The sequence below is a fragment of the Variovorax ginsengisoli genome, from assembly GCF_030486595.1.
Lineage (GTDB): Bacteria > Pseudomonadota > Gammaproteobacteria > Burkholderiales > Burkholderiaceae_C > Variovorax > Variovorax ginsengisoli_B.
Genome location: NZ_JAUJZH010000003.1, coordinates 313193 through 338166, shown reverse-complemented (window position 1 = coordinate 338166; position 24974 = coordinate 313193). Strand labels below are relative to the sequence as shown.

Sequence of the window (24974 nt, the reverse complement as noted above, 5' to 3'; positions counted from 1 at the left end):
AATCGACCGCAATGCCCCTTGTCTTCCTCGTTGCCCTTCCCTTTGTCGCCAGCGTCCTCGCCGCGCTGCTGCCATCGGACGCGCGCAACCGGGAATCGACGCTGGCCGGGCTGGTCGCGCTGGGCTGCGCGATCCAGGCGGCCTGGTTCTTTCCGAGCCTCGCCGACGGCAACGTGATCCGCCAGCGAGTCGAATGGCTGCCCGTGCTCGGGCTCGACCTCACGTTCCGCATGGACGGCTTCGCCTGGTTGTTCTGCATGCTGGTGCTGGGCATCGGCGCGCTGGTGGTGCTCTATGCGCGCTACTACATGTCGGCCTCCGATCCGGTGCCGCGCTTCTTCTCGTTCTTCCTCGCCTTCATGGGCGCCATGATGGGCGTGGTGCTGTCGGGCAACCTGATCCAGATGGTGATGTTCTGGGAGCTCACCAGCCTGTTCTCGTTCCTGCTGATCGGCTACTGGCACCACCGGCGCGATGCCCGGCGCGGCGCCAGCATGGCGCTCACGGTCACCGCCGCCGGCGGGCTCTGCCTGCTGGCCGGGGTGCTGATCCTCGGGCGCATCGTCGGCAGCTATGACCTCGACATGGTGCTGGCCTCGGGCGACCTGATCCGCGCCAACCCACTCTATCCCGCCGTGCTGGTGCTGGTGCTGGTGGGCGCCTTCACCAAGAGCGCGCAGTTTCCGTTCCACTTCTGGCTGCCGCGCGCGATGGCGGCACCGACGCCGGTCTCGGCCTACCTGCATTCGGCCACGATGGTGAAGCTCGGCGTGTTCCTGATGGCGCGGCTGTGGCCGGTGCTGTCGGGCACCGAGCCCTGGTTCTGGCTGGTCGGCGGCGCCGGCGCGATCACCTTGCTGCTGGGCGGCTACATCGCGATGTTCCAGCGCGACCTGAAGGCGCTGCTGGCCTATTCGACCATCTCGCACCTCGGGCTCATCACGCTGCTGCTCGGCCTCAACAGCCGACTGGCGGCGGTCGCGGCGGTGTTCCACATCATGAACCACGCGACCTTCAAGGCCTCGCTGTTCATGGCGGCCGGCATCATCGACCACGAGAGCGGCACCCGCGACATCAGCAAGCTCAGCGGCCTCATGAAGCTGATGCCGATCACCGGCACGCTGGCGATCATCGCCAGCGCCTCGATGGCCGGCGTGCCGCTGCTCAACGGCTTCCTGTCGAAAGAGATGTTCTTCGCCGAGACGGTCTTCATCCAGTCGAACGTCTGGGTCGACCGCGGCCTGCCGGTGATCGCCACGATCGCCGGGATCTTCAGCGTGGCCTACTCGGCCCGTTTCGTGTTCGATGTGTTCTTCGGTCCGCCATGCGGGTCCGATGTCCCGAAGACGCCGCACGAGCCGCCGCACTGGATGCGGGTGCCGGCCGAGCTGCTGGTCCTGATCTGCCTGGTGGTCGGCATTGCGCCGGCCTGGTCGGTCGGTGCCTTCCTGGCCGCCGCAGCGGCGCCGGTGGTCGGCGGCGAGCTGCCGGCCTACAGCCTGGCGCTATGGCACGGCTTCAACCTGCCGCTCTTGATGAGCTTCATCGCTCTGGCGGGCGGCGCCCTGCTCTACCTGCTGCAGCGGCACGGCCGCGCTCGCGGCGTGCTCTCGACCACGCCGCTGCTGCACTACTTCGACGGCCAGCGGATCTTCGAGAACCTGATGGCGCGCCTCAGCGAAGCCGGCCGCCGCAGCCGCCGGCTGCTCGGCACCCGCCGGCTGCAGATGCAGTTGCTGCTGCTGGTCGCCGTGGCGCTGGCAGGCGCCGGCGCGGCACTTTGGGTCACGCCGGTCGCGCGCGGCTCGCGCGAACTGCTCACCTTCTCCCCGATGTTCGCGATGACCTGGCTGATCGGCGCCACCTGCGCGGTGAGCGCGGCCTGGCAGGCCAAGTTCCACCGGCTCGCTTCGCTGATGCTGGCCTCGGGCGCGGGCCTGGTGTGCTGCATCACCTACATCTGGTTCTCGGCGCCCGACCTGGCGCTGACGCAACTGGTGGTCGAGGCCGTCACCACGGTGCTGATCCTGCTCGGGCTGCGCTGGCTGCCGATGCGCAGCGCCAAGTCGGAGCCGGTCGGCGCGCCACTGCGCCACTGGAGCCGGCGCGGACGCGACCTCGCCATCGCGATCGCCGCCGGCGCCGGCATGTCGGCCATCGCCTGGAGCGTCATGACGCGGCCGTTCCCGCTCAGCATCTCGCCCTTCTTCCTCGACAACGCGCTGTTCCTGGGCGGCGGCAGCAACGTGGTCAACGTGATGCTGGTCGACTTCCGCGGCTTCGACACCTTCGGCGAGATCACGGTGCTCGGGGTGGTCGCGCTGACGGTGTATGCGCTGCTGCGGCGCTTCCGGCCGGCGATCGAGTCGATGGCGCTGCCGATCCAGCAGCGGCTGCAGCCGGCCGACGGCAGCAGCGACCTGCTGAATCCGCGCCGGGCCAAGGACACGGCCGTCGGCTACCTGATGGTGCCGGCGGTGCTGGTGCGGCTGCTGCTGCCGCTGTCGGTGCTGGTCTCGGTCTATTTCTTCATGCGCGGCCACAACCAGCCGGGCGGCGGCTTCGTCGCCGGTCTGGTGATGTCGGTGGCGCTGCTGCTGCAGTTCATCGTCTCGGGCACCGAGTGGGTCGAGGAGCACCTGCGGATCTATCCGCGCCGCTGGATCGCGGTCGGCCTGCTGCTGGCCCTGGCCACCGGCGGCGGCGCTGTGGTGCTCGGCTATCCGTTCCTCACCACGCACACCGCGCACCTGCACCTGCCGTTGCTCGGCGAGGTTCACGTGCCGAGCGCGCTGTTCTTCGACATGGGCGTGTTCTCGCTGGTGCTCGGCGCGACCATGCTGATCCTCACCGCGCTGGCCCACCAGTCGGTGCGCAGCCATCGCTGGTCCGACGAGCAGGCCGAGCGGGAGGCCGCGCGCGTCGCGGCCGAAGCCGGAGCGACCGCCTGATGGAAGTCGTGCTCGCCATCGCCATCGGCATCGTCACCGGGTCGGGCGTGTACCTGCTGCTGCGTCCGCGCACCTTCCAGGTGATCATGGGCCTCACCCTGATCTCCTACGCCGTCAACCTGTTCATCTTCAGCATGGGGCGGCTCAAGGTCGACAGCGAGCCGGTGCTCGAACCGGGCCTGGTCGCGACGCTCGCCAACACCGCCGATCCGATGCCGCAGGCGCTGGTCCTGACCGCGATCGTGATCGGCTTCGCGATGACGGCGCTGTTCCTGGTCGTGCTGCTGGCCTCGCGCGGCCTGACCGGCACCGACCACGTCGACGGCAGGGAACGCACGGAGGCGCAGGAATGAGCGAGCCTTTCGCCTTCCTCGACCGGCTGCTCGAGTTCAGCATGCCGCACCTGATCGCGGTGCCGATCCTGGTGCCGATGCTGACCGCCGCCCTGATGCTGCTGCTCGGCGAGGAACATCGCCGAAGCAAGTCGGCGCTCAGCGTGGCCTCGGGCCTGATCGGCCTCTTGACCGCGCTGGCTTTGCTGCGCTGGGTCAACGCGCCAGACACCGGCGGCGGCCCCGGCTCGATCGGCGTCTACCTGCCGGGCAACTGGCGCGCGCCCTTCGGCATCGTGCTGGTGGCCGACCGGCTGTCGACCATGATGGTCGCGCTGACCGGCGTGGTCGCCTTTGCCGCCTCGATCTACTCGACCTCGCGCTGGGACCGCGCGGGCGTCCATTTCCATCCGCTGCTGCAGCTGCAGCTGATGGGGCTCAACGGCGCCTTCCTCACCGGCGACCTGTTCAACCTGTTCGTCTTCTTCGAGGTCATGCTGGCCGCGTCGTACGGGCTGCTGCTGCACGGCTCGGGGCGGCTGCGGGTGCAGGCGGGGCTGCACTACGTCGCCATCAACCTGGCCGCCTCGTCGCTGTTCCTGGTCGGCGCCGCGCTGCTCTACGGCGTGACCGGCACGCTCAACATGGCCGACCTGGGCGTGCGCATCGCGCAGCTGGATCCCGCCGACCGCGGGCTGGTGCACGCGGCCGCGGCCATCCTCGGGACGGCCTTCTTCGCCAAGGCCGGGGCCTGGCCGCTCAATTTCTGGCTGGTGCCGGCCTACAGCGCGGCGGTGGCCCCGGTGGGGGCGGTGTTCTCGCTGCTGACCAAGCTGGGCATCTACACCATCCTGCGGCTCTGGACCGTGCTGTTCGCACCCGACACCGGCGCCTCGGCGCAAGTCGGCCAGGGCGTGCTGACCACGATCGGCATGGCGACGCTGTTCGTTGGCGCCTTCGGTATCGTGGGGACCCAGCGGTTGTCGAACCTGGCCGGCTTCAGCGTGCTGGTCTCGGCCGGCACGCTGCTGGCGGCGATCGGCTTCGGCCAGCCCGCGATATGGGCCGGCGCGCTGTACTACCTGCTGACCTCGACCCTGGCGGTGGCCGCCTTCTTCATGCTCATCGACATGATCGAGCGCTGGCGCAACGAGGGCCGGAGCATCGCGCCGCACGAGGCGGCGGGCGACGCGCCCTTCCTGTCCAAGGACCTGCGCCGGCTCGACGACGTCAACCTCGACGACGATGCACAGGCGCTCTACGGCCGCGCCATCCCGGCCGGCGTCGCCTTCCTCGGGCTCAGCTTCGTCTGCTGCACGCTGCTGCTGGCGGGCATGCCGCCGCTGTCGGGCTTCGTCGGCAAGTTCGCGATGCTGTCGGGCCTGCTCGGCGCCGAGCACGTCACGCCGGCGGGCTGGGTCTTTCTCGGGCTGCTGATGTTCTCGGGCCTTTTCTCGCTGCTGGCGCTGGGCCGTACCGGCATCCGGCATTTCTGGACCCAGGCCCACGCCACCTTGCCGGCCTTGCCAGCCCTCGAGGTGCTTCCGGTCGCGGCACTGCTGGCCGCCTGCCTGGCGTTGACGATCGAAGCCGGCCCGGTGATGCACCATGCGGCCGCAACCGCCGAGGGCCTGTTCTCGCCCACCGCCTACCGCCGGGCCGTGCTCAGTGCGGCGCAGGTGCCCAATCCGCCTGCCAAGCCGGGAGCTGCGAAATGATCGCGCGCTGGCTGCCGGCGCCCTCGCTGTCGATCGCGCTGTTCGTGGTGTGGCTGCTGCTGAATCAGTCGCTCGATGCCGCCACCCTGCTGCTGGCGGCGATCCTCGCGATCGCGGTGCCGCTGCTGACCCAGTCGCTGCGGCCGGCCCGCGCGCACATGCGCCGCCCGGCGGTGGCGCTGCGGCTCTCGGGCGTGGTGGCCCATGACCTGGTCGAGTCGGCGCTGAGCGTCGCGCGCCTGCTGCTGACCCGCCGCAGCGCACAGATGTCGCCTTGCTTCGTGCGCGTGCCTCTCGAGATGCGCGACCCCAACGCGCTCGCGGTGCTGGCCATGATCATCTGCCTGACGCCCGGCACCGCCTGGGCCGAGATCGCACTCGACCGCTCGACCCTGCTGATCCACGTGTTCGACCTCGACGACGTGCCGGCCTTCATCGCCATGGTCAAGACCCGCTATGAAGCCCCGCTGATGGAGATCTTCGAATCATGACGCCCGTGCTCTTCTGGGCCCTCAAGCTGGCGCTGATGCTGCTGGCGGTGGCGATGCTGTGCGCGCTGTTCCGCCTGCTCGTCGGGCCGACCGCGCAAGACCGGGTGATGGCGCTCGACTGCCTCTACATCAACGGCATGCTCATGATGCTGGTGCTGGGCATCGTCTACGCGAGCAACGTCTACTTCGAGGCCGCGATGCTGATCGCGCTGTTCGGCTTCGTCGGGTCGACGGCGATCGCCAAGTTCCTGCTGCGCGGGGAGGTGATCGAATGAGCGCCGCGCCGGGCCGCCCCAAGCAAGCTCGCGCCCCCTCGGGGGGCAGCGAGGACACGAAGTGCCGAGCGTGGGGGCTGCAATGAATGAGGCATTGCCACTGTGGGCCGAGGTGCTGACTGCAGTCTTCGCGGTGGTCGGCGCCGCGTTCGCCGCCATCGGCTCCTTCGGCCTGGTGCGCATCCCGACCTTCTTCCGCCGCATCCACGCGCCCACGCTGGGCGCGACGCTCGGCGTCTGGTGCATGACGCTGGCCACCATCATCTACTTCTCGGTGCAGGGGCGCAGCCTGTTCCTGCACGCGGTGCTGATCGCCCTCTTCGTCGCCCTCACCGCGCCGGTCACCACCATCTTCCTGATGCGTGCGGCGCTGTTCCGCGAGCGGCAGAAGAAAAGCGACGTCCCGCCGCCGGGCTGAGGCCACCTTCCGATGCTGTCCGAGCTGCTCCAGCAATACGGCTACATCGTGGTCTTCGTGGCCGGCATCTTCGAGGGTGAGACGATCCTGATGCTGGGCGCCTTCGCGGTGCACCAGGGCTACCTCTCGCTGGGACCGCTGATCGCCTGCGGTGCGGCGGCGGCGTTCCTGACCGACCAGTTCTACTTCCACCTGGGCCGCCGCAAGGGCGCCGCACTGCTGGCAAGCCGGCCCAAGCTGCGGGCCCACATCGAACGGGTCAATGGCTTCGTCGACCGACATCCGGTGGCGACGATCTTCCTGATGCGCTTCGCCTGGGGCCTGCGCATCGCGCTGCCGGCCACGCTGGGCATGGGCCCGATGCGGGCCCCTCTCTTTGCAGTGCTCGACGCCGTGGCCGCGCTGCTCTGGGCGGCCATCGTGAGCCTGTTCGGCCTCAAGCTGACGGGCTGGCTGCACGCGGCGATCGGCCACCTGAAACCGTACGAGCATCAACTGATCCTCGGCGCGCTGGTGATCACGCTGGCCGTGGCGCTGTGGCGCCAGTGGCACGCGCGTCGGTAGTGGCGATAGTGGCGCCGGGCTAGTCCCGGATTTCGAGCGCCTTGTTGACCCGCAGCGCGGCCAGGGTGCACAGCGCCCCCGACAGCAGGTAGACGCTGACATAGCCCAAGCCGAAGTTGGCCGACAGGCCCAGCGCCACCAGCGGCGCGAAAGCGGCACCGATCAGCCAGGCGAGGTCGGCCGTGAGCGCGGCGCCGGTGTAGCGGTAGCGCGACTCGAAATTGGCTGTCACCGCCCCGGCCGCCTGGCCATAGGACAGGCCCAGGATCACGAAGCCGACCAGGATGAAGACGTCCTGGCCGAGCTTGCCGCCGTCGAGCAAGGTCGGGGCGAATCCGCTGAACACGGCGATCGCCACCGCCAGGCTGCCCAGGGTGTTGCGGCGGCCGATGCGGTCGGCGATCACGCCGGAGATCACGATACCGATGGCACCGAGCACCGCGCCGACCATCTGGATGACCAGGAATTCGCTCACCGACTGGGTGGAGTAGAGGGTGATCCACGACAGCGGAAACACCGTGATCAGGTGGAACAGCGCATAGCTGGCCAGGGCGGCGAAGGCGCCGATGACCAGGTTGGAGCCCTGCGAACGGGTGATCTCGACCACGCTGGCCGGCTCCAGCTCGCGCTCTTCGAGCAGGCGGTCGTATTCGTTGGTGGCCACCAGACGCAGCCGGGCGAACAGCGCCACGACATTGATCGCAAACGCGACGTAAAAGGTGTAACGCCAACCCCAATCGAGGAAGTCCTCGGTCGACAGGCTGGAATACAGGAATGCGAACAGGGCGCTGGCGACGAAAAAGCCAACCGGCGCACCCAATTGGCCCAGCATGGCGTACCAGCCGCGGCGGTTCGGCGGCGCATTGAGCGCCAGCAGCGAGGGCAGGCCGTCCCAGGAGCCGCCGAGCGCGATGCCCTGGCCGACGCGCAGGATCGACAGCGCGATGATCGAGGCGAAGCCCATGCTCGCGTAGCCCGGCAGGAAGGCGATGCCTGCGGTCGAGATGCCGAGCATGAACAGCGCCGCCGTCAGCTTGGCCTCGCGCCCGAAGCGGCGCTGGATCGCCATCGAGGCCACGGTGCCGAACGGCCGGGCGATGAAGGCGAAGGAGAAGATCACGAAGGCGTAGAGCGTGCCCTCGAGGCGGTTTTCCATCGGGAAGAAGACCGCCGGGAACACCAGCACCGAGGCGATGCCGTAGACGAAGAAGTCGAAATACTCGGAGGCACGGCCGATGATCACGCCGACCGCGATCTCGCCCGGGGCGATCGGCGAATGGTCCGAGGCGGCGTCGGGGCTGTCGTGCTGAGTGTCGTGCAGCGGCGAGGAGCCGCCGGGACTGATGCTGGACGTCGTCATTTCTGCTTTTGGGTCGTGTTCAACTGGATTCCCCGAGGGTCTCACTGAATCGAGATTGCCGCCATAGGACAAAACGTCCAATATCCCGCAGTCGCCAAACGAAGTAGATTGTGGTCCCTTTGCGCACCAAACGCTCATCCTCCGGCATGCCTCCCCTCAAGAAACTCCGCGGACTGCTCCTGCTCCCGCTCGCCCTGTTGGCGGGCTGCGACATGGTGCTGTTCAATGCGTCCGGCGACATCGCGCGCCAGCAAGGCCAGCTGATCGTGGTCTCCACGGTCCTGATGCTGCTGATCATCGTGCCGGTGATCGGTCTCACCATCTATTTCGCCTGGCGCTACCGGCAGACGAACAAGGAGGCGAACTATTCGCCCGACTGGGACCACTCCACCGAGCTCGAACTGGCGATCTGGGGCGCGCCGCTGCTGATCATCATCGCCCTCGGCGCGATCACCTGGATCAGCACCCACACCCTCGACCCCTACCGCCCGCTGCGCCGCATCGAGCCCGGGCGCCCGGTGCCGTCCGAGGTCAAGCCGCTGACCGTCGAGGTGGTGGCCCTCGACTGGAAGTGGCTGTTCATCTACCCGGAGCAGGGCATCGCCACGGTGAACGAGCTGGCGGCGCCGATCGACCGTCCGATCGTCTTCAAGATCACCGCCTCCTCGGTGATGAACTCCTTCTTCATCCCGGCGCTGGCCGGCCAGATCTACGCCATGCCGGGCATGGAGACCAAGCTCAACGCGGTCATCAACAAGCCCGGTGACTTCGAAGGCTTCTCGGCCAACTACAGCGGCGCCGGCTTCTCCGGCATGCGCTTCCGCTTCCATGGCGTGAGCGAGCCCGACTTCGAGGCCTGGGTCCAGAAGTCGAAGACCGCCGGCGGCGCGCTGACCCGCGCGGCCTACCTCGAACTCGAGCGCCCCAGCGAGCGCGACCCCGTGCGCCGCTTCGCCAGCGTCGAGCCCGACCTCTACCATGCGATCGTCAACCGTTGCGTCGACCGCAACAAGATGTGCATGGAGCAGATGATGGCCATCGACGCCGATGGCGGCCTCGGCAAGGTCGGCGCCTACAACGTCTCGCCGCGCCCCTGGCAGCCCGACGCCAGCATCCCGCCCCGCACCTACGTGACGGCCATGTGCAGCGTCAACGACCCCGCCGGACTTTCGCTTCCGCTTTCCACCGCCCGCATCCGAGAAGAATAAAGATGCTCGACCATCTCGACCTGACGAAGCTCGTCTTCGGCCGCCTCTCCTGGGAGGCCATCCCCTTCCACGAACCGATCCTGCTGTTCACCTTCATCGCCGTCGTTCTCGGCGGCGTGGCGGTCCTCGGCGCGATCACCTATTTCCGTGTCTGGGGCACGTTGTGGCGCGACTGGATCACCAGCATCGACCACAAGAAGATCGGCATCATGTACATCATCCTCGGCCTGGTGATGCTGCTGCGCGGCTTCTCCGACGCCATCATGATGCGGGCCCAGCAGGCCTTCGCCTTCGGCGACAACGCAGGCTTCCTGCCACCGCACCACTACGACCAGATCTTCACCGCCCACGGCGTGATCATGATCTTCTTCGTCGCGATGCCGCTGGTGACGGGCCTGATGAACTTCGTCGTGCCGCTGCAGATCGGCGCCCGCGACGTCGCCTTCCCGTTCCTGAACAACTTCAGCTTCTGGATGACCACCTTCGGCGCCGGCCTGGTGATGGCCTCGCTGTTCGTGGGCGAGTTCGCGCGCACCGGCTGGTTGGCCTACCCGCCGCTGTCGGGGCTGGAGTTCAGTCCGGATGTCGGGGTCGACTACTACATATGGTCCTTGCAGATCGCGGGGGTCGGCACATTGCTGTCGGGCATCAACCTGATCGCGACCATCGTCAAGATGCGCGCGCCGGGCATGTCGCTGATGAAGATGCCGGTGTTCACCTGGACCGCGCTCTGCACCAACATCCTGATCGTCGCCGCCTTCCCGGTGCTGACCGCCGTGCTGGCCCTGTTGTCGCTCGACCGCTACGTCGGCACCAACTTCTTCACGAACGACTTCGGCGGCAACGCGATGATGTACGTGAACCTGATCTGGATCTGGGGCCACCCCGAGGTCTACATCCTGATCCTGCCGGCCTTCGGCGTGTTCTCCGAAGTCGTCGCCACCTTCTGCGGCAAGCGCCTGTTCGGCTATGCGTCGATGGTCTATGCCACGCTGGTGATCACGATCCTGTCGTACCTCGTGTGGCTGCACCACTTCTTCACGATGGGCTCGGGCGCCAGCGTCAACTCGTTCTTCGGCATCACGACGATGATCATCTCGATCCCGACCGGGGCGAAGATCTTCAACTGGCTGTTCACGATGTACAAGGGCCGCATCCGCTTCGAGCTGCCCATGATGTGGACCATCGCCTTCATGATCACCTTCGTGATCGGCGGCATGACCGGCGTGCTGCTGGCGGTTCCGCCGGCCGACTTCGTGCTGCACAACAGCCTGTTCCTGATCGCCCACTTCCACAACGTGATCATCGGCGGCGTGCTGTTCGGCCTGCTGGCCGGCATCACCTACTGGTATCCGAAGGCCTTCGGCTACAAGCTCGACGAGTTCTGGGGCAAGTGCTCGTTCTGGTTCTGGGTCATCGGCTTCTACTTCGCCTTCATGCCGCTGTACGTGCTGGGCCTGATGGGCGTGACCCGCCGCCTGAGCCACTTCGAGGACCCGTCCTACCAGATCTGGTTCCAGATCGCGGCCTTCGGCGCCGTGCTGATCGCCCTGGGCATCGCCTGCTTCCTGATCCAACTGGTGGTGAGCTACGTGCGCCGCGATTCGCTGCGCGACCTGACCGGAGACCCGTGGGACGGCCGCACCCTCGAGTGGTCGACCTCCTCGCCGCCGCCGGCCTACAACTTCGCCTTCACGCCCCGCGTGTACGACAACGACGCCTGGACCTACATGAAGAAGCACGGCTACGTGCGGCCGCTCGAAGGCTTCATCCCGATCCACATGCCGAAGAACACCGGCGCCGGCTTCATCATCGCGGCCCTGGCCGCGGCCTGCGGCTTCACACTGATCTGGCAGATGTGGCTGCTGGCCGGCGTGTCCTTCGTCGCCATGCTGCTCGCCGTGATCATCCATACCTTCAACTACAAGCGCGACTACCACATCCCCACCGAGGAAGTCGTCCGCACCGAAGGCGCCCGTACCCGCCTGCTCGCCGGCCATGTCTGATACCACCGTCCTCTCCTCCCACGGCGCCGTGAGCGCCGGCCAGCACCCGCCCTTCCACCTGCCGGGCGAGCATCACCCGGAGAACGGAACCCTGCTCGGGTTCTGGCTCTACCTGATGAGCGACTGCCTGGTGTTCGCCTGCCTGTTCGCGGTCTACGCGGTGCTGGGCCGCAGCTTCGCGGCCGGCCCCTCGGGTGCCGACCTGTTCGACCTCCGGCTGGTGGCGCTCAACACCGCCTTTCTGCTGTTCTCGTCGATCACCTACGGCTTCGCGATGATCGAGATGCAGCGCAAGCGCATGGGCGCCACGATGGCCTGGCTGGCCATCACGGCCCTGTTCGGCGCCGCGTTCATCGGCGTCGAGCTGTACGAGTTCGCGCACCTGATCCGCGAAGGCGCCGTGCCGCAGCGCAGTGCCTTCCTGTCGTCGTTCTTCGCACTGGTCGGCACCCACGGCCTGCACGTCACCTTCGGCCTGGTCTGGCTGGTGGTGCTTATGGTGCAGGTGACCAAGCGCGGCTTCATCCCCGAGAACCGCCGCCGGCTGATGTGCCTGTCGATGTTCTGGCACTTTCTGGACGTGGTCTGGATCGGCGTCTTCACCTTCGTGTACCTGATGGGAGTGTTGCCATGAGCGCGCACAACGAACACGCCGCCCACGGCGGCCATGGCGACCACCACGACGACCATGACGACGGCGCACCGCACGCCACCGTCAAGGGCTACCTGACCGGCTTCATCCTGTCGGTGATCCTGACCGCGATCCCGTTCTGGATCGTGATGGGCAACGTATTCGAGAAGAGCAGCACGACCGCCTTCGTGATCCTCGCCTTCGCGGCCGTGCAGATGGTCGTCCACATGATCTACTTCCTGCACATGAACGCGAAGTCCGAGCATGGCTGGACCATGCTGGCCCTGATCTTCACGGTGGTGGTGGTCGTGATCACGCTGAGCGGCTCGCTGTGGGTGATGTATCACATGAACCACAACATGATGCCGGGCCTGATGAACGAGACGCACAAGATGCCTTGACCGGCCCAAGGCACGGCGCTTCGGTGAGGAGACTTCTTCCGCGGCTGGCGCTGGCCTTGTGCGCGCTCTCGGCCTTCGCCGGCTTCTTCGCGCTCGGCACCTGGCAGCTCGAGCGCCGGGCCTGGAAGCTGGACCTGATCGAGCGCGTCGACCAGCGGGTCCACGCGCCCGCCGTCGACGCACCGGGACCCGGCCAATGGCCGCGCGTCAACCGGGCCGACGACGAATACCGGCATGTGCGTGCCACCGGCCGCTTCCTCCACGACCGCGAGACCCTGGTCCAGGCCACCACCGAACTGGGCAGCGGCTACTGGGTGCTGACGCCCCTGCGCATGGCGGACGGCCGCTCGCTGCTGGTCAACCGCGGCTTCGTGTCGCCGGCGCAGCAGAAGCAGCGTGCGGCGCGCCGCGAAAGCGGACCGGCTGAACCGGCTGAAGCGGTCACCGTCACCGGCCTGCTGCGGATGACCGAGCCGCGCGGCGCCCTGCTCCGCGACAACGACCCGGGCGCCGATCGCTGGTATTCGCGCGACGTCATGGCGATCGCGCAGGCGCGCGGCCTGAGCGACGTCGCACCCTACTTCGTCGATGCCGATGCAGTCGCGGCGGCGCCGGGCGGCCCGGTCGGCGGCCTGACCGTGATCGCCTTTCCCAACAACCACCTGGTCTACGCCCTGACCTGGTATGCCCTGGCCCTGATGGTCGCGGGCGCGACCTGGATCGTGGTCCGCCAGGAGCGGCACCGGGCCGAGGAAGGAAGCCCCGATGGCACGCACGACTGACTACGGCGACGCCACCGGCCTCGAGAACATGCAGCAGCTGATCCAGCTGCGCTGGATGGCGGTGGTCGGCCAGGTGGCGACCATCGCGGTGGTGCACTACGGCTTCGGCATCCGCCTGCCGCTTGACCAGATGCTGGCGGTGCTGGCCTTCCTGGCCGCCTTCAATGCCGCCAGCCAGCTGCGCTGGCGCATCCACCGCGACGTCAGCAACGGCGAGCTCTTCGTCGCCCTGCTGGTCGACGTCGCGATGCTGACCGCGCAGCTCTACCTGAGCGGCGGTGCCGCCAACCCCTTCGTCTTCCTGTACCTGCTGCAGGTGATCCTGGGCGCGGTGCTGCTGGAGGCCTGGTCGACCTGGACCATCGTCGGCATCACCAGCGCCTGCTTCGCCGGGCTGGCGATCTTCAGCGGTCCGCTGCAGCTGCCGATCGAGCACGGGCAGGGCCTGCTGAGCCCGTACATCCTGGGCATGCTGATCTGCTTCGGCCTCAACGCCGCGCTGCTGGTGGTCTTCATCAGCCGCATCAGCCGCAACCTGCGGGCCCGCGACGCCCGGCTGGCCGCGCTGCGCGAACGCGCCGCCGAGGAAGAGCACATCGTGCGCATGGGCCTGCTGGCCTCCGGCGCCGCGCACGACCTGGGCACGCCGCTGGCCACGCTGTCGGTGATCCTCGGCGACTGGCGGCACCTGCCGCATTTCACCTCCGACCCCGAACTGCTCGCAGAGATCGACGAGATGCAGGCCCAGGTGCAGCGCTGCAAGGCGACCCTGAGCGGCATCCTGCTGTCGGCCGGCGAGGCGCGCGGCGAGTCGTCGCTCGAAACCACGGTCAGCACTTTCCTCGACGACACGGCCGAGGAGTGGCGCTCGACCCGGCCGGTGCTGGCCTTCGAGTACGAGAACCGCTTCGGCCACGACCTGCCGATGGTCTCCGACTCGGCCCTGAAGCAGACCCTTTGCAACGTGCTCGACAATGCGCTGCAGGCGTCGCCCGACTGGGTGCGCCTCGAAGCGACCCACGACGGCGACACCCTGCGGCTCACGGTCACCGATGCCGGGCCCGGCTTCGCGCCAGGGATGCTGGCCGATTTCGGCAAGCCCTACCTGTCGACCAAGGGCCGGCCGGAAGGCGGGCTCGGGCTGTTCCTGGTGGTCAACGTGGCGCGCACGCTGGGCGGCAAGGTGAGCGCCCGCAACCGCCCCGAAGGCGGCGCCGAAGTGACGCTGACCCTGCCGCTGGCATCGATCATTCTCGAAGAGGAGGAAGACGAAGGAAATGGAAGCTGAACGCCTGCTGCTGATCGTCGAGGACGACGCGGCCTTCGCCCGCACACTCGGGCGCTCGTTCGAGCGGCGCGGCTACACGGTGCTGCTGGCGGCCAACGTCGACGAGGTCGCTTCCCTGCTCCAGGCCCATTCGCCGCGCTACGCGGTGGTCGACCTCAAGCTCAGTGGCGAGGCCTCGGGGCTGGCTTGCGTCCAACTCCTGAACCGGCACGACCCGGCGATGCTGATCGTGGTCCTGACCGGCTTCGCGAGCATCGCGACCGCGGTCGAGGCGATCAAGCTGGGCGCCTGCCACTACCTGGCCAAGCCCTCCAACACCGACGACATCGAGGCCGCCTTCGGACGCGCCGAGGGCGACACCGACATCGAGCTGACCAACCGCTCGACCTCGATCAAGACGCTCGAATGGGAGCGGATCCACGAGACGCTGGCCGAAACCGGCTTCAATATTTCCGAGACCGCGCGGCGGCTCGGCATGCATCGGCGGACGCTGGCGCGCAAGCTGGTCAAACAGCAGGTCAAATAAGACGGCCGCTCGCCGGACTTGTACCGGGCTTCTGTGGATAACGCTGTGCGAAGGGCGTGGAAGCGAGCGCGCGGGCCCAGTCCCCATGCGGGTTCCCACCGCATTGCCTGCAAAACGGGCAGGCTGGCCGGGCGTGGAAAACTAGGCCGCCGCCGCCAGGTATTTGAAACCGGCGCCCAATGCCACCGCCAGCACGACCAGGAAGAACAGCCGTCCCCATCGGACGCGGGGGTGGCTGTTCAGATCGTGCAGCTCGGAGCGGTGGAGGCCCGAAAACGACGTCGAATCAGGCTTGTCCCGGGCCCAGTCGTGGAAGTTGTCTCGGTTGGTGTTCATGTAATACATTTTAACTAACATTACATGATTTTTGACAAGGGCTATGTTCAGGTGCAGTCCATTTGTTCCTCGGTTTGGGGCGGGCTCACGCCGGTGGTTCATCCGCGGCCAGCGCCACACGGCGTCACCCGTGCCGAGGGCACCGGGTGGCCCCCGCAGCGAAGTAAAGGAGGAGGCGAAGCCGGCGGACATGAGCGGAGGCACTCGCCCCGAAGGACGGCGACGATTTCGCACGTAACGTAGGCCTTCTCCTACAGAAAAGCCCAAGCGAAACGCCCACCATCAAGGCATGAAAAATCCGATCAAACTCGTTATCGACGAGCCGGCGCCCGGGTCTTTTCTCTGGACGCTGCTCGAATGCGACGCCGGTGGCGTCCCTCACAAGGTGGTGCGCGCCGCCGAATACGGCGCCGACACCTACGAGGCCGCGCTGGCGGCCGGCACCCGCATGATGGACGCCGAGATTCGCAAGAATCTGGCGCCGCACCCGGCGGGCACGGCCTGAAATTGCCTGAACCCGCCGCCTGAAGGCCTCAAGCCAGGTGCGTCTTGAGCGGCACGGCCGGATCGGCCGCGACCGCCGGGTCGGGGCTGCGCCCCGCTTCCAGCAGCTTGCGGCTCATCATGTGGTCGACCGGCGCATTGACGGATTCGACGCAACGCAGCTGGCCGTCCACGTAGTGGAGCAGCGAGAACGAGGCCGCGCTGGCCCCCGGTCGCCGCACCGTCACGTGGCCGGGCGTGCCGGGTGCCGGCACCAGGCCGGCCATCTGCAGGCGCAGGCTGCCCTGGTCGGACCAGAACCACGGCACCGCGTCATGCGGCCGCGGCGCACCGGTCAAGGTCGCCACGGCGGTGCGGGCTTGGTCGTTGGCGTTCTGCACCGACTCCAGGCGCAGCGCCTGGCCGGCGCGCCGGTCCGGAAAGCGCGTGCAATCGCCCACCGCCAGCACGCGCTCGTCGCTGGTCTGCATGTAGGCGTCGACCACGATGCCGTCGGCGCACTCCAGGCCGGCGGCCTCGGCCAGCGCGGTCTCGGGCACCGCACCGATGCCGAGCAGCAGCAGGTCGATCGGCTGCGGCGCGCCGTCGACCTCGATCGCCATCAGCCGCGGTCCATCGATCTGCAGCGCGCCGCTCTGGACGCCCACGCGCAGGTCCATGCCGGCGGCACGGTGGGTCGCCAGCACGTGCGCCGACAACTCGGGCGACACGGCGCGGCTCAAGAGCCGCGGCGCACTTTCGAGCACCAGCACCTGCTTGCCGAGCGCCAGCGCGGTGGCGGCCACCTCGAGGCCGATGAAGCCGCCGCCGAGCACGGTCACGTGCTGCGCCGCGGCCAGCAGGCTGCGCAGCTGCGCCGCTTCGTCGGCGGCACGCAGCAGGGCCACGTTGGACAGTCCTGCCAGCGCCGACAGGCGGCGGGCACGGGTGCCGGTCGCGAGCACCAGGCGTTCCCAGCCGAGCACGGTCCCCGATTGCAGCGTGACGGTGCGGGCGGCGCGGTCGATCGCCAGCGCCGCATCGCCCAGGTGCATCGTGATGCCCGATTCGGCATACCAGGCTTCGGCCCGATGCTGCTGCGGCTGCTCGTCCGGGCTCTTCAGGAAGGTCTTGGACAGCGGCGGCCGGTGATAGGGAATGGTTGCTTCCTCGCAGACCAGGTGGACGCGCCCGCCCTGCCCGGCCTCGGCCAGGCCGGCGCACAGCTGGGCGGCGGCATGGCCGCCTCCGACGATGACGATGTTGGTGCTCATGAATGCTTTCTGTCGTGTGGCAGCCGATCGGCCCGGGTCCCCGGGGTCGCTGCAGCGCACCGAATGCTACTGCGCCCCGGGCTGGACTTGGGCTTAGGATGGCGGACGCCGCACGACGGCGAGTTCGCCGCCAGGAATCAAGGACCCGCATGATCGAGCTCTATCACTGTGTCAGCGCACGCTCGTTCCGCCCGCTCTGGGCGCTCGAGGAAATGGGCGCGCCCTACCAGTTGCGCGTGCTGCCCTTTCCGCCGCGCGCGCTCCAGCGCAGCTACCTCGCGCTCAATCCGCTCGGCACAGTGCCGCTGCTGCTCGACGGCGGCACGCGCATGACCGAATCGTCGGCCATTTGCCAGTACCTGGTGCAGCGCTGCGACCCCGGAAACCGGCACGGGCTCGCGGTGCGCCCGGACGAGCCCGGCTTCGGCGCCTGGCTCAACTGGCTGCACCACGGCGAGGCCACGCTGACCTTCCCGCAGACCATCGTGCTGCGCTACGACCGCTTCGAGCCCGAGGAGCGCAAGCTGCCGCAGGCGGCGGACGACTATGCCAAGTGGTTCATCGCCCGCCTGCGCGGCATCGACGCGGTGCTGCAGCAGCATGCCTTCCTGGCCGCCGACCGCTTCACGGTGGCCGACATCTCGGTCGGCTACGCGCTGCTGTTGGCCAACGAACTCGACCTGGTGCCGCGCTTCCCGCCCGCGGTGGCCGCGTACTGGGAACGGCTGCAGCAACGTGACGGCTTCCGGCGCGCGCTGGCCGCCCAGCACGACGCGGCCGTGGCGCAGGGCGTCTCGCCCTGGACCTCGACGCGTCCGCCGCCGGTGGAGTCCGCTTGATGCCGCCGCCGACCTGTCGCATTGACGGCAGCCCCGGCCGGCCTGCATAAACGGGCATGGACTTCCACCACCCGCTGTTCGAGAGCCTGGCGCTGCCGCTGGTGCTGTCGTTCGCGGCCACCGGCCTGCTGCGCGCCGTCCTCGGCGCGGTACATGGCCGGCGCTGGGCCTCGGCGGGCGTCGCGCCGGCCATCCTGGTCGCCTCGGCCTGGGTGCTCGGCTGGCAGATGTGGCCCGGCGAGCTGACCGAAGAGTTGCCATGGATCTACGCCTCGGCCGCCTTGCTCGGGGTCGGCCTGGAAGGCATGCGTGCGATGAAGCGCACCACTTGGCTCGCATGCTGCGTGCTGTGGGCGCTGGTGCTGGTAGGCCTCAGCGACCAGCCCGCGGTGCTGCAGGTCGCCACCTGGGCGGTCGGCGCCGCGGCGATCGCGGCGGTGCTGGGTGCGCCGCTCGAGCAGGCCGACGCGCCCGCCAGCCTGCTGATCGCGGGCATCGGACTGTCGGCGGTGGCTTTCATTTCAGGATCGCCGCTGCTGTTCGAGCTCGGCCTGGCGATCGCCGCCGCCATAGCCGGCTGCGCCTTGTGGCTTTGGCCCAAGGTCCGCATCGGCTTCGGCGCCAGTGGCGCGGTGGTGTGCGTCATCGCCTGGCTGACGCTGGCGCAGGGCCTCGCCCTGCTGACGCCAGTGCAGCCCGAGGTACTGTTGCTGCTCGCCTGTGCCCTGACGTCGGGGCCGACGGTGCAGTGGCTGCGACGCGGACGACGCCCTGCGCTCGATGCGGTGATCGTCGCGGGCCTGGCGGCGCTGTGGGTTGTTGGCGCGGTTGCGCTGGCGCTTCATGGCCAAGCCCAGGCAGCTCGCCAGACGCAGGACACCCCCCATTCCACGCCCCCACGCCTTGCTGACAAGCCATGATGCACTCCGCCCCCACCCTCCCCGGCATCGATGTGCTGTGGCCGCTGTGCCTGGAGATCGCGTCGCGCCGGCGCAGCCGCCAGGCGCCGCCGGCGGCGGACGCGGGCGCGCCGATCGCCTGGAACGCGGCGCGGGGCTTCGCGTTGCAGGGGCTGTGGGACGACCAGGCGCTCGAGCTGTTCGAGTTGCTCAAGCCCCTGCTCGACCAGCCGCGCGCGGGCACGCCCTGGGCGATCGGCCAGCTCGGCCAGAGTCTGGATGGCTGCGTGGCCACACATGGCGGTGACTCCAACTACGTCAACGGGCCGGAGATGCTGGTGCACCTGCACCGCCTGCGCGCGCTGTGCGACGCAGTCATCGTCGGCGCCGGCACCGCGGCCATCGACAATCCGCAACTGACGACGCGACGGGTGCCGGGCCCGCACCCGGTGCGGGTGCTGCTCGACCCGGCGCTGCGCCTGCCGGCGACGCTGCGCGTCTTCTGCGACCGCCAGGCACCCACGCTGCTGGCCTGCGACGCCGCACGCACGCCCGAAGCGGCGCGGCGCGTGGGTGCCGACCAGGTGCTCGGCGTGCCCGGCCTGCTGCGGCCCGATGGCAGCGCCGACCTGCACGCACTTCAGGCTGCCTTGCAGCAGCGCGGCCTGGGCGTGCTGTTCGTCGAAGGCGGCGGCGTCACGGTGTCGCGCTTCATCGCGCAGGGTTGCCTCGACCGGCTGCATCTCAGCATCGCGCCGGTGATCATCGGGGCCGGCCGGCCGGGACTTCAATTGCCGCGCAGCGCCGCGATGCGTGATTGCCTGCGACCGCCGGGGCGCCTGTTCCGCATGGGCGCCGACGTGCTCTGGGATCTTGATTTGCGCGCCGCGCGGTCTGCGGACTAGGGCCAGACGGCAAGCAGGTCCGCGTGGCCGATGCGAAGCCCGGTGCGCGCGAGCAGTTGCATCCGCTCGGCCGACCATGCGGCCACCGACGCGGCGGCGCCAGCGTCCTGCTCGCGCGCGGCGGCCTCGCTGCCTTCGATCAGCGCGGCCAGCAACGCCTGTGCCTGGGCGCCGTCGCGAGCGTCGATATTCCAGTCGCTGGCGATGCGCTGAAGCTCGCAGCCCAGCGCGCGCAGCCGATCGGCCGCCACCTCCACCGCCCTGCCGCCCAGCGCCGGGCCGAAGCCCTTGTCGCCCCGCTGGTGCGCCTCGAACAGACGCAGAACCGCCTCATCGGCCGCCCGCTTCGGGGTCCAGTCGACGCGACCGTCGACAATCAACGCGAACAGCAGCGCCGCCTTCACCGCACAGGCGCGGGTCAGCAGTTGGTCGAGCCACGCGCCCGACACCAGGTCGAGCAGCGCCGACGCGGTGATCAACCCGACCCCGGCCAGCGGCAGCGCGGCCAGCGCGCGGGCGAGATCGATTTGCACGACTTCCACATCGGCCTGCCAGCCCGGTCCTTCGATGCGCAGCCCATCCCCCCGCGTGCGCACCGCGAAGCCTTGCGCCGCGGCCCAGGCCGCCAGCGCGCCGGGCAATGCAGCCAGCAGCTGCGGATCGTGATCGACCAGCCGCCAGTGCTGCGCGCCGCCCAGGCGGGGCGCCAGTTCGCGCAGGTTGGCCCCGGTGCCGCAGGCCAGATCGAGCACGCCGAGCGTGGCGCCATCGCCGCGCAAGCGGCGGGCCAAGCCGGCCAGGTCGAAGGCAGCGGCCGATGCCGCGCGTGCGGCCCGGTCGAAGGGCTCGCGCAGCGCGAGCCAGTCGGCGCTGAATCCGGTCATGGCAACGGTGCGCGCGCAGCGGCTTCGAGGGCGGCGGCGAATCGCGCCGCGCTCGACCTCCAGTCCGGCAAGCCGCGCCGGGCTTCGCGGGCGCCCTCGGCCAGCCGGGCCCGCAGGCCGTCTTCGTCCAGCAGGCGCCGCAACGCCGCCCGCAACGCGTCGACTTCGCCCGGCGGAACCAGCAGGCCCGCCGTGCTCGGCACGGTGTCTGGAATGGCGCCGGCCAGCGTGCTGATCACCGGCAGGCCGTGCGCCAGGGCCTCGGCCAGCGCCATGCCGTAGCCTTCGTGGAAGGACGGCAGCACGAAGACATCGGCAGCCTGGTAGAGCGCGCGCAGGCCGGCCTCGTCGCATTCGCCGTGGAGCCGCACGCGATCTTGCAGGCCCCGGGCTTCGATCGCGGCCGCCAGGGCCGCCGCGCAGGCCGGGTCCATCGTGAGGCTACCGGCGCAATCCAGCGTCCACGGCCGATCGCGCAGGCCGGCCAGCGCATCGACCAGCAAGGCATGGCCCTTGCGCGGCGTCACGCTGGCAACGCACAACAGCGCCAGTGCGGCCACGCCCGACCCCTTTGCCAGCGGCGCAGGATCGGTGCCCGGCTCGACCACCGTGATGCGGGCGTCCTCGACGTCGAAGGCCGCCAGCGCCCGCGCCGTGGCCGGGCCGGTGACGACGACGCCGCGTGCGGACGCCAGCGCGCGCCGCTCGCTCTCGAACAGCGCCCGCTGCCGATCGGGCGCCAGCCCGGTCTCGAGCGACAGCGGATGGTGCACCAGCGCGACCCAGCGCAGCCTCTGCGCATGAGCGGCAGCGAGGTCGGGCAGCACCCCGAAGCCCAGCCCGTCGACCACCACCAGCGTGCCATCGGGCAGCGCCTCGATCAGGCGGCGAGCCAACGCCAGGGCCGATGCATCGGGATCGGGAAAGCCGGGTCCCAGTGACTGCACGTCGACCTGCCAGCCGGCCGCGCGCAGGCCGTCGATGATCCGGCGGTCGTAGCCATAGCCGCCGGTGCGGGTGCCGAGATCGCCCGGCACGAGGAAGCTGCAGCGCGCGTTCAATGGATTCAACCCGCCTCGGCCGGCAGTGCGCCCTCGTAGGCGGCCCAGGCCACGTGCGATTCGTTGAGCCGCACCCTCAGGCCCGACAGCCCGCTGGCGTGCGGCCCGAGGCCGCCGGCCGCGATCCGCGCGGCGACCCGATCGAAGATCACGCGGGCCATGAACTCGGTGGTCGTGTTGCGTCCCTCGAAGGCCGGGTCGTCGTCGAGGTTGCGCAGGTTGAACTCGCCCAGCACGCTGCGCAGCACCTCGGTGGCCCGCGCGATGTCGACCACCATGCCGTCGGCATCGAGTTCGGCGCGGCGAAACTCGAGATCGACCACGTAGGTCGCGCCGTGCAGGCGCTGGGCCGGGCCGAAGGCCTCGCCGCGGAAGCTGTGGGCGATCATGAAGTGGTCGCGGACGTTGACGCTGTACATGCGGGGGCTCCTGGCAGGTTGGGTCTCAGGCGTAGTCGATGCGCTGGCACAGCGTGTCCGGCGCACCGGCGGCAAGGCGCGTCAGCACCTCGGGCAGCTGGTCGAAGGGCGCGGTGTCGGTCACCAGCAGGTCGAGCACCGGATCGCGCAGCAGCGACAAGGCCAGCGCCAGCCGCCGCCGGTGCGGCCAGCGGCTGCGCTGGGCCGGCGCCACGTGGCCGACCTGGGAGCTCTTGAGCACCAGCCGGCGCGAATGAAAGGCCTCGCCGAGCGCCAGCGACACCGGCCGCTCCCCGTACCAGCTGAGCTCGATCACGGTGGCCTCGAAGGCCGCCAGCGCCAGCGCCGTGGCCAGGCCCTGGGGCTGGCCGCTGGCATGCAGCACCAGGTCGGCCTCGGGCCGCGCGTGCTCCGGCAGCGAGAAGGCGACTCCGAGCCGTTCGGCCACGGCACGGCGCGACGCCTGCACGTCGACCAGTTCGACCTCGCAGCCCGGCACCTGTGCCGCCAGCCAGGCGACCAGCAGGCCGACGACCCCGCCGCCGACCACCGTGATGCGGTCGCCGACCCGCGGCGCCGCATCCCAGAGCGCATTGACCGCGGTCTCCATGTTGGCGGCCAGCACCGCGCGCCCGGGCGGCAGGCCGTCGGGCAGCGGGTGCACCGCATCGACCGGCACGACGTAGCGGGTCTGGTGCGGATGCAGGCAGAACACGGGACGGCCCTGCCATCCTTCGGGGCCATGCTCGACGATGCCGACGCTGGCGTAGCCGTACTTGACCGGTGCGGGGAACGCGCCCGCTTGAAACGGTGCGCGCATGCGCTCGAATTCGCTGGCCGGCACCTCGCCGCGGAACACCAGCGATTCGGTTCCGCGGCTGACCGCACTGTGCAGCGTCCGGACCTCGACCTCGCCGGCGCCGGGCGCGGACATCGGCTCGATCCGGATCGCGGCGCGGCCCGGCGCTTCGATCCAGCAGGCGCGCGGTTCGGCGGCAGTGACTGGGGATGGGTGGGCTGGCATGCTGCTTTCCATCTTAAGGCGATGCCCGTGCATTAGTTCACGCTGCAGACTGATCGGCTCTGTTAGCCTGACCGCCATGCGCGCCCTCATCCTGATCCTCAATGTCGCCCTGCTCGCGATCGCCTGGTGGGCGGCCTCGCTGACCGGCGTCCTGATTGCGGCCGGCCTCTGCTTCGTGCTCGTGGCCGGCTTCTTCGCCTTCTCGATGGCCCGCACCGAAGCCCGCGAGTCGCGCCAGATGCAGCGCGCGATGGGCCGCAACACGAGCTTCCTGGCGGAACTGCTGGGCCCGCGAAAGCGCTGACGGATTCAGCCCACGGCCGCCTTGGCCACCGCCACCGCCGCTTCGCGTGGCAAGGCCACCGCGTTCTTCACCGCCAGGATCTCCGCCATCACGCTGACCGCGATCTCGGGCGGCGTCTTGCTGCCGATGTAGATGCCGATCGGGCCTCGCAGGCGCGCCAGCGATTGCTCGGTCTGCTCGAAGTGCTCGATCATCCGTTCGCGCCGGGCCTCGGCATTGCGCCGCGATCCGATCGCGCCGACATAGAAGGCCTCGCTCTGCAGCGCCTCCAGCAGCGCCAGGTCGTCGAGCTTGGGGTCGTGCGTGAGCGCCACCACGCAGGTCCGGCGATCAGGCTTGAACGCGACCACCGCATCGTCGGGCATCTCGGTGGTGATGGCGACGCCGGGCAAGGTCCAGGCCGTGTGGTATTCGGTGCGCGGGTCGCACAGCGTCACCGCGAAGCCGCTGAACTTGGCCATCGTCGCCAAATATTCGGCCAGCTGGCCGGCACCGATCAGCAGCATGCGGTATTCGGGGCCGAAGGTGTTCACCAGTTCGGTGTCGTCGACCAGCAGCTCGGCCGGTGAGGTCGCCTCGGCCAGCGCCACCGCGCCATCCGCCAGCTGCACCGTGCGCTGCATCAGCTGCCCCTGCTCGAGCGCCGCCACCAGCGTCTTCAGGGATTCGGCGTCGGGGTCGTATTCGAGCAGCAGCTCCAGCGTGCCGCCGCAGGGCAGCCCGAAGCGATGCGCCTCGTCGGCCGTGATGCCGTACTTGACCAGCGCCGGCGCGCCCGTGGGCATGACGCCGTCGCCGTGGGCGCGGCTGTAGCGGGCGATCAGGTCGTCCTCGATGCAGCCGCCCGAGACCGAGCCGACCACCGCGCCGTCCTCGGCCAGCGCCATGATCGAGCCGACCGGGCGCGGCGACGAACCCCAGGTGCGGACCACGGTCGACAGCAGCGCACGGCGGCCCGCCAGCCGCCAGTCGCGCAGGGTGCGCAGCACCATGACGTCCAGGTTTTCCATGGCTCAGTCGGGGTCCTTGTTGTCGGTGTCGGCCTTCTTGCCAATGCCTAGCTTCTGCATGAAGCCGGCCACGGCACCGACCTTCTCGGCCGGCGCTTCGGCCGCCGCCTCGGGCGGCGGGCCGTAGCGGCTCTGCATCTCGGCATCGAAGCGCTTGAAGAAATCGTCGGCCGTGGACTTGGCGGCGCCGTCGATCAGCCGCTGGCCCATCTGCGCGATCTTGCCGCCGACCTGGGCCTGCACGGTGTAGTCGAGCTCGCAGCCCTCGGCGCCGTCGGCCACCGGCTTGAGCGACACGCTCGACGCGCCCTTGGCGAATCCGGCGACACCGCCCTGGCCCTCGAAGGACAGCTTGTAGCTGTCGGGCGCCAGGATGTCGGCCAGCGTGACCTTGCCGCTGAACTTGGCCGACACCGGCCCGATCTTCAGCGCCAGCCCGACCGAGTACTCGTTCTCGCCGGTGAGCTCGAACCGGTCGCAGCCCGGGATGCACTTCTTCAAGGTCTCGGGATCGTTGAGCGCATCCCAGGCCTGTTGCTGCGTGACGCCGAGACGGCGGTTGCCGAGCATTTCCATGGTGGATTC

The 24974-nt window shown here is 69.2% G+C and carries 28 protein-coding genes; 19 read left to right on the top strand and 9 right to left on the bottom strand.

Annotated elements, in window-relative coordinates:
• The first annotated feature begins 11 nt into the window (after nucleotides 1–11).
• The 7 genes from QZH52_RS06285 (at nucleotide 12) to QZH52_RS06255 (ending at nucleotide 6749) form a co-directional block, all read left to right on the top strand.
• Nucleotides 12–2951 (top strand): monovalent cation/H+ antiporter subunit A, encoded by a 2940-nt coding sequence (locus QZH52_RS06285; protein ID WP_301805517.1) that lies wholly within the window; start codon nucleotides 12–14, stop codon nucleotides 2949–2951.
• On the top strand, nucleotides 2951–3304 hold the full coding sequence (locus QZH52_RS06280) for a Na+/H+ antiporter subunit C (RefSeq protein WP_301805514.1): 354 nt from the start codon (nucleotides 2951–2953) through the stop codon (nucleotides 3302–3304). Before QZH52_RS06285 ends, QZH52_RS06280 begins: the two co-directional genes overlap by 1 nt.
• A complete protein-coding gene (locus tag QZH52_RS06275) occupies nucleotides 3301–5001 on the top strand; it encodes a monovalent cation/H+ antiporter subunit D (protein ID WP_301805512.1) in 1701 nt (566 codons plus the stop codon). The genes QZH52_RS06280 and QZH52_RS06275 overlap by 4 nt, the downstream gene beginning before the upstream one ends.
• Complete coding sequence (locus tag QZH52_RS06270; RefSeq protein WP_436411548.1) at nucleotides 4998–5492, top strand: Na+/H+ antiporter subunit E; 495 nt, start codon at nucleotides 4998–5000, stop codon at nucleotides 5490–5492. The genes QZH52_RS06275 and QZH52_RS06270 overlap by 4 nt, the downstream gene beginning before the upstream one ends.
• Nucleotides 5489–5767 carry a K+/H+ antiporter subunit F gene (locus QZH52_RS06265; RefSeq protein WP_286535577.1) on the top strand — a complete coding sequence of 93 codons (279 nt, stop codon included), beginning with the start codon at nucleotides 5489–5491 and terminating at the stop codon, nucleotides 5765–5767. The genes QZH52_RS06270 and QZH52_RS06265 overlap by 4 nt, the downstream gene beginning before the upstream one ends.
• Before the next feature lie 82 nt (nucleotides 5768–5849).
• Nucleotides 5850–6185 carry a monovalent cation/H(+) antiporter subunit G gene (mnhG, locus tag QZH52_RS06260; protein ID WP_286526313.1) on the top strand — a complete coding sequence of 112 codons (336 nt, stop codon included), beginning with the start codon at nucleotides 5850–5852 and terminating at the stop codon, nucleotides 6183–6185.
• Between the two features lie 12 nt (nucleotides 6186–6197).
• Nucleotides 6198–6749: a DedA family protein gene (locus QZH52_RS06255; RefSeq protein WP_301805509.1), complete on the top strand. Its 552-nt coding sequence runs from the start codon at nucleotides 6198–6200 to the stop codon at nucleotides 6747–6749.
• Between the two features lie 19 nt (nucleotides 6750–6768).
• On the opposite strand, the gene QZH52_RS06250 is transcribed toward QZH52_RS06255, so the two are convergent.
• Nucleotides 6769–8109, bottom strand: a complete 1341-nt coding sequence (locus QZH52_RS06250; RefSeq protein WP_286535575.1) for an MFS transporter — start codon at nucleotides 8107–8109, stop codon at nucleotides 6769–6771.
• A gap of 146 nt (nucleotides 8110–8255) precedes the next feature.
• On the opposite strand from QZH52_RS06250, the gene cyoA reads away from it, so the two are divergent.
• The 7 genes from cyoA to QZH52_RS06215 are packed head-to-tail and all read left to right on the top strand — an operon-like array spanning nucleotide 8256 to nucleotide 14951.
• Nucleotides 8256–9317: a ubiquinol oxidase subunit II gene (cyoA, locus tag QZH52_RS06245; RefSeq protein WP_301805506.1), complete on the top strand. Its 1062-nt coding sequence runs from the start codon at nucleotides 8256–8258 to the stop codon at nucleotides 9315–9317.
• A 2-nt stretch (nucleotides 9318–9319) separates the two neighbouring features.
• Nucleotides 9320–11323, top strand: a complete 2004-nt coding sequence (cyoB, locus tag QZH52_RS06240; protein ID WP_286508204.1) for a cytochrome o ubiquinol oxidase subunit I — start codon at nucleotides 9320–9322, stop codon at nucleotides 11321–11323.
• Nucleotides 11316–11957 (top strand): cytochrome o ubiquinol oxidase subunit III, encoded by a 642-nt coding sequence (gene cyoC, locus QZH52_RS06235; RefSeq protein ID WP_301805503.1) that lies wholly within the window; start codon nucleotides 11316–11318, stop codon nucleotides 11955–11957. The genes cyoB and cyoC overlap by 8 nt, the downstream gene beginning before the upstream one ends.
• On the top strand, nucleotides 11954–12355 hold the full coding sequence (cyoD, locus tag QZH52_RS06230) for a cytochrome o ubiquinol oxidase subunit IV (RefSeq protein WP_301805500.1): 402 nt from the start codon (nucleotides 11954–11956) through the stop codon (nucleotides 12353–12355). The genes cyoC and cyoD overlap by 4 nt, the downstream gene beginning before the upstream one ends.
• Nucleotides 12356–12378: 23 nt before the next feature.
• Complete coding sequence (locus tag QZH52_RS06225) at nucleotides 12379–13137, top strand: SURF1 family protein (RefSeq protein ID WP_301805497.1); 759 nt, start codon at nucleotides 12379–12381, stop codon at nucleotides 13135–13137.
• Complete coding sequence (locus QZH52_RS06220; protein ID WP_301805494.1) at nucleotides 13121–14425, top strand: ATP-binding protein; 1305 nt, start codon at nucleotides 13121–13123, stop codon at nucleotides 14423–14425. Before QZH52_RS06225 ends, QZH52_RS06220 begins: the two co-directional genes overlap by 17 nt.
• The gene (locus QZH52_RS06215; protein ID WP_286526325.1) at nucleotides 14415–14951 is read left to right on the top strand and encodes a response regulator transcription factor; all 537 of its coding nucleotides are present in this window, start codon (nucleotides 14415–14417) and stop codon (nucleotides 14949–14951) included. Before QZH52_RS06220 ends, QZH52_RS06215 begins: the two co-directional genes overlap by 11 nt.
• Before the next feature lie 141 nt (nucleotides 14952–15092).
• On the opposite strand, the gene QZH52_RS06210 is transcribed toward QZH52_RS06215, so the two are convergent.
• The gene (locus QZH52_RS06210) at nucleotides 15093–15287 is read right to left on the bottom strand and encodes a hypothetical protein (protein ID WP_301805487.1); all 195 of its coding nucleotides are present in this window, start codon (nucleotides 15285–15287) and stop codon (nucleotides 15093–15095) included.
• 289 nt (nucleotides 15288–15576) lie between these two features.
• On the opposite strand from QZH52_RS06210, the gene QZH52_RS06205 reads away from it, so the two are divergent.
• On the top strand, nucleotides 15577–15792 hold the full coding sequence (locus tag QZH52_RS06205; protein WP_301805484.1) for a hypothetical protein: 216 nt from the start codon (nucleotides 15577–15579) through the stop codon (nucleotides 15790–15792).
• 28 nt (nucleotides 15793–15820) lie between these two features.
• Here the strand turns inward: QZH52_RS06205 and QZH52_RS06200 are convergent, their stop codons facing one another.
• Entirely contained in the window at nucleotides 15821–17044 is a 1224-nt protein-coding gene (locus QZH52_RS06200; protein ID WP_301805480.1) for an NAD(P)/FAD-dependent oxidoreductase, read from the bottom strand.
• Nucleotides 17045–17193: 149 nt separating this feature from the next.
• On the opposite strand from QZH52_RS06200, the gene QZH52_RS06195 reads away from it, so the two are divergent.
• From QZH52_RS06195 to QZH52_RS06185, 3 genes are read left to right on the top strand one after another with little or no spacing between them, the layout of a single operon-like run.
• Nucleotides 17194–17883 (top strand): glutathione S-transferase family protein, encoded by a 690-nt coding sequence (locus QZH52_RS06195; protein ID WP_301805475.1) that lies wholly within the window; start codon nucleotides 17194–17196, stop codon nucleotides 17881–17883.
• A gap of 56 nt (nucleotides 17884–17939) precedes the next feature.
• Nucleotides 17940–18803 carry a hypothetical protein gene (locus tag QZH52_RS06190; RefSeq protein ID WP_301805473.1) on the top strand — a complete coding sequence of 288 codons (864 nt, stop codon included), beginning with the start codon at nucleotides 17940–17942 and terminating at the stop codon, nucleotides 18801–18803.
• Nucleotides 18800–19687 (top strand): RibD family protein, encoded by an 888-nt coding sequence (locus QZH52_RS06185; RefSeq protein WP_301805470.1) that lies wholly within the window; start codon nucleotides 18800–18802, stop codon nucleotides 19685–19687. Before QZH52_RS06190 ends, QZH52_RS06185 begins: the two co-directional genes overlap by 4 nt.
• Here the strand turns inward: QZH52_RS06185 and QZH52_RS06180 are convergent.
• From QZH52_RS06180 to QZH52_RS06165, 4 genes are read right to left on the bottom strand one after another with little or no spacing between them, the layout of a single operon-like run.
• The gene (locus QZH52_RS06180) at nucleotides 19684–20571 is read right to left on the bottom strand and encodes a class I SAM-dependent methyltransferase (protein WP_301805466.1); all 888 of its coding nucleotides are present in this window, start codon (nucleotides 20569–20571) and stop codon (nucleotides 19684–19686) included. The two genes, QZH52_RS06185 and QZH52_RS06180, sit on opposite strands and share 4 nt — an antisense overlap.
• Nucleotides 20568–21641 carry a glycosyltransferase family 4 protein gene (locus QZH52_RS06175; RefSeq protein ID WP_301805463.1) on the bottom strand — a complete coding sequence of 358 codons (1074 nt, stop codon included), beginning with the start codon at nucleotides 21639–21641 and terminating at the stop codon, nucleotides 20568–20570. Before QZH52_RS06175 ends, QZH52_RS06180 begins: the two co-directional genes overlap by 4 nt.
• Nucleotides 21638–22051 (bottom strand): 6-pyruvoyl trahydropterin synthase family protein, encoded by a 414-nt coding sequence (locus QZH52_RS06170; RefSeq protein ID WP_301805461.1) that lies wholly within the window; start codon nucleotides 22049–22051, stop codon nucleotides 21638–21640. Before QZH52_RS06170 ends, QZH52_RS06175 begins: the two co-directional genes overlap by 4 nt.
• A gap of 25 nt (nucleotides 22052–22076) precedes the next feature.
• On the bottom strand, nucleotides 22077–23075 hold the full coding sequence (locus QZH52_RS06165) for a zinc-dependent alcohol dehydrogenase (RefSeq protein ID WP_301805458.1): 999 nt from the start codon (nucleotides 23073–23075) through the stop codon (nucleotides 22077–22079).
• Nucleotides 23076–23151: 76 nt separating this feature from the next.
• On the opposite strand from QZH52_RS06165, the gene QZH52_RS06160 reads away from it, so the two are divergent.
• Complete coding sequence (locus QZH52_RS06160; RefSeq protein ID WP_286535554.1) at nucleotides 23152–23379, top strand: hypothetical protein; 228 nt, start codon at nucleotides 23152–23154, stop codon at nucleotides 23377–23379.
• 5 nt (nucleotides 23380–23384) lie between these two features.
• Here the strand turns inward: QZH52_RS06160 and QZH52_RS06155 are convergent, their stop codons facing one another.
• Both QZH52_RS06155 and QZH52_RS06150 read right to left on the bottom strand, forming a co-directional pair.
• Nucleotides 23385–24389 carry an XdhC family protein gene (locus QZH52_RS06155; RefSeq protein ID WP_301805456.1) on the bottom strand — a complete coding sequence of 335 codons (1005 nt, stop codon included), beginning with the start codon at nucleotides 24387–24389 and terminating at the stop codon, nucleotides 23385–23387.
• Nucleotides 24390–24392: 3 nt separating this feature from the next.
• Nucleotides 24393–24965: an SRPBCC family protein gene (locus QZH52_RS06150; RefSeq protein ID WP_286526342.1), complete on the bottom strand. Its 573-nt coding sequence runs from the start codon at nucleotides 24963–24965 to the stop codon at nucleotides 24393–24395.
• Nucleotides 24966–24974 lie beyond the last annotated feature (9 nt).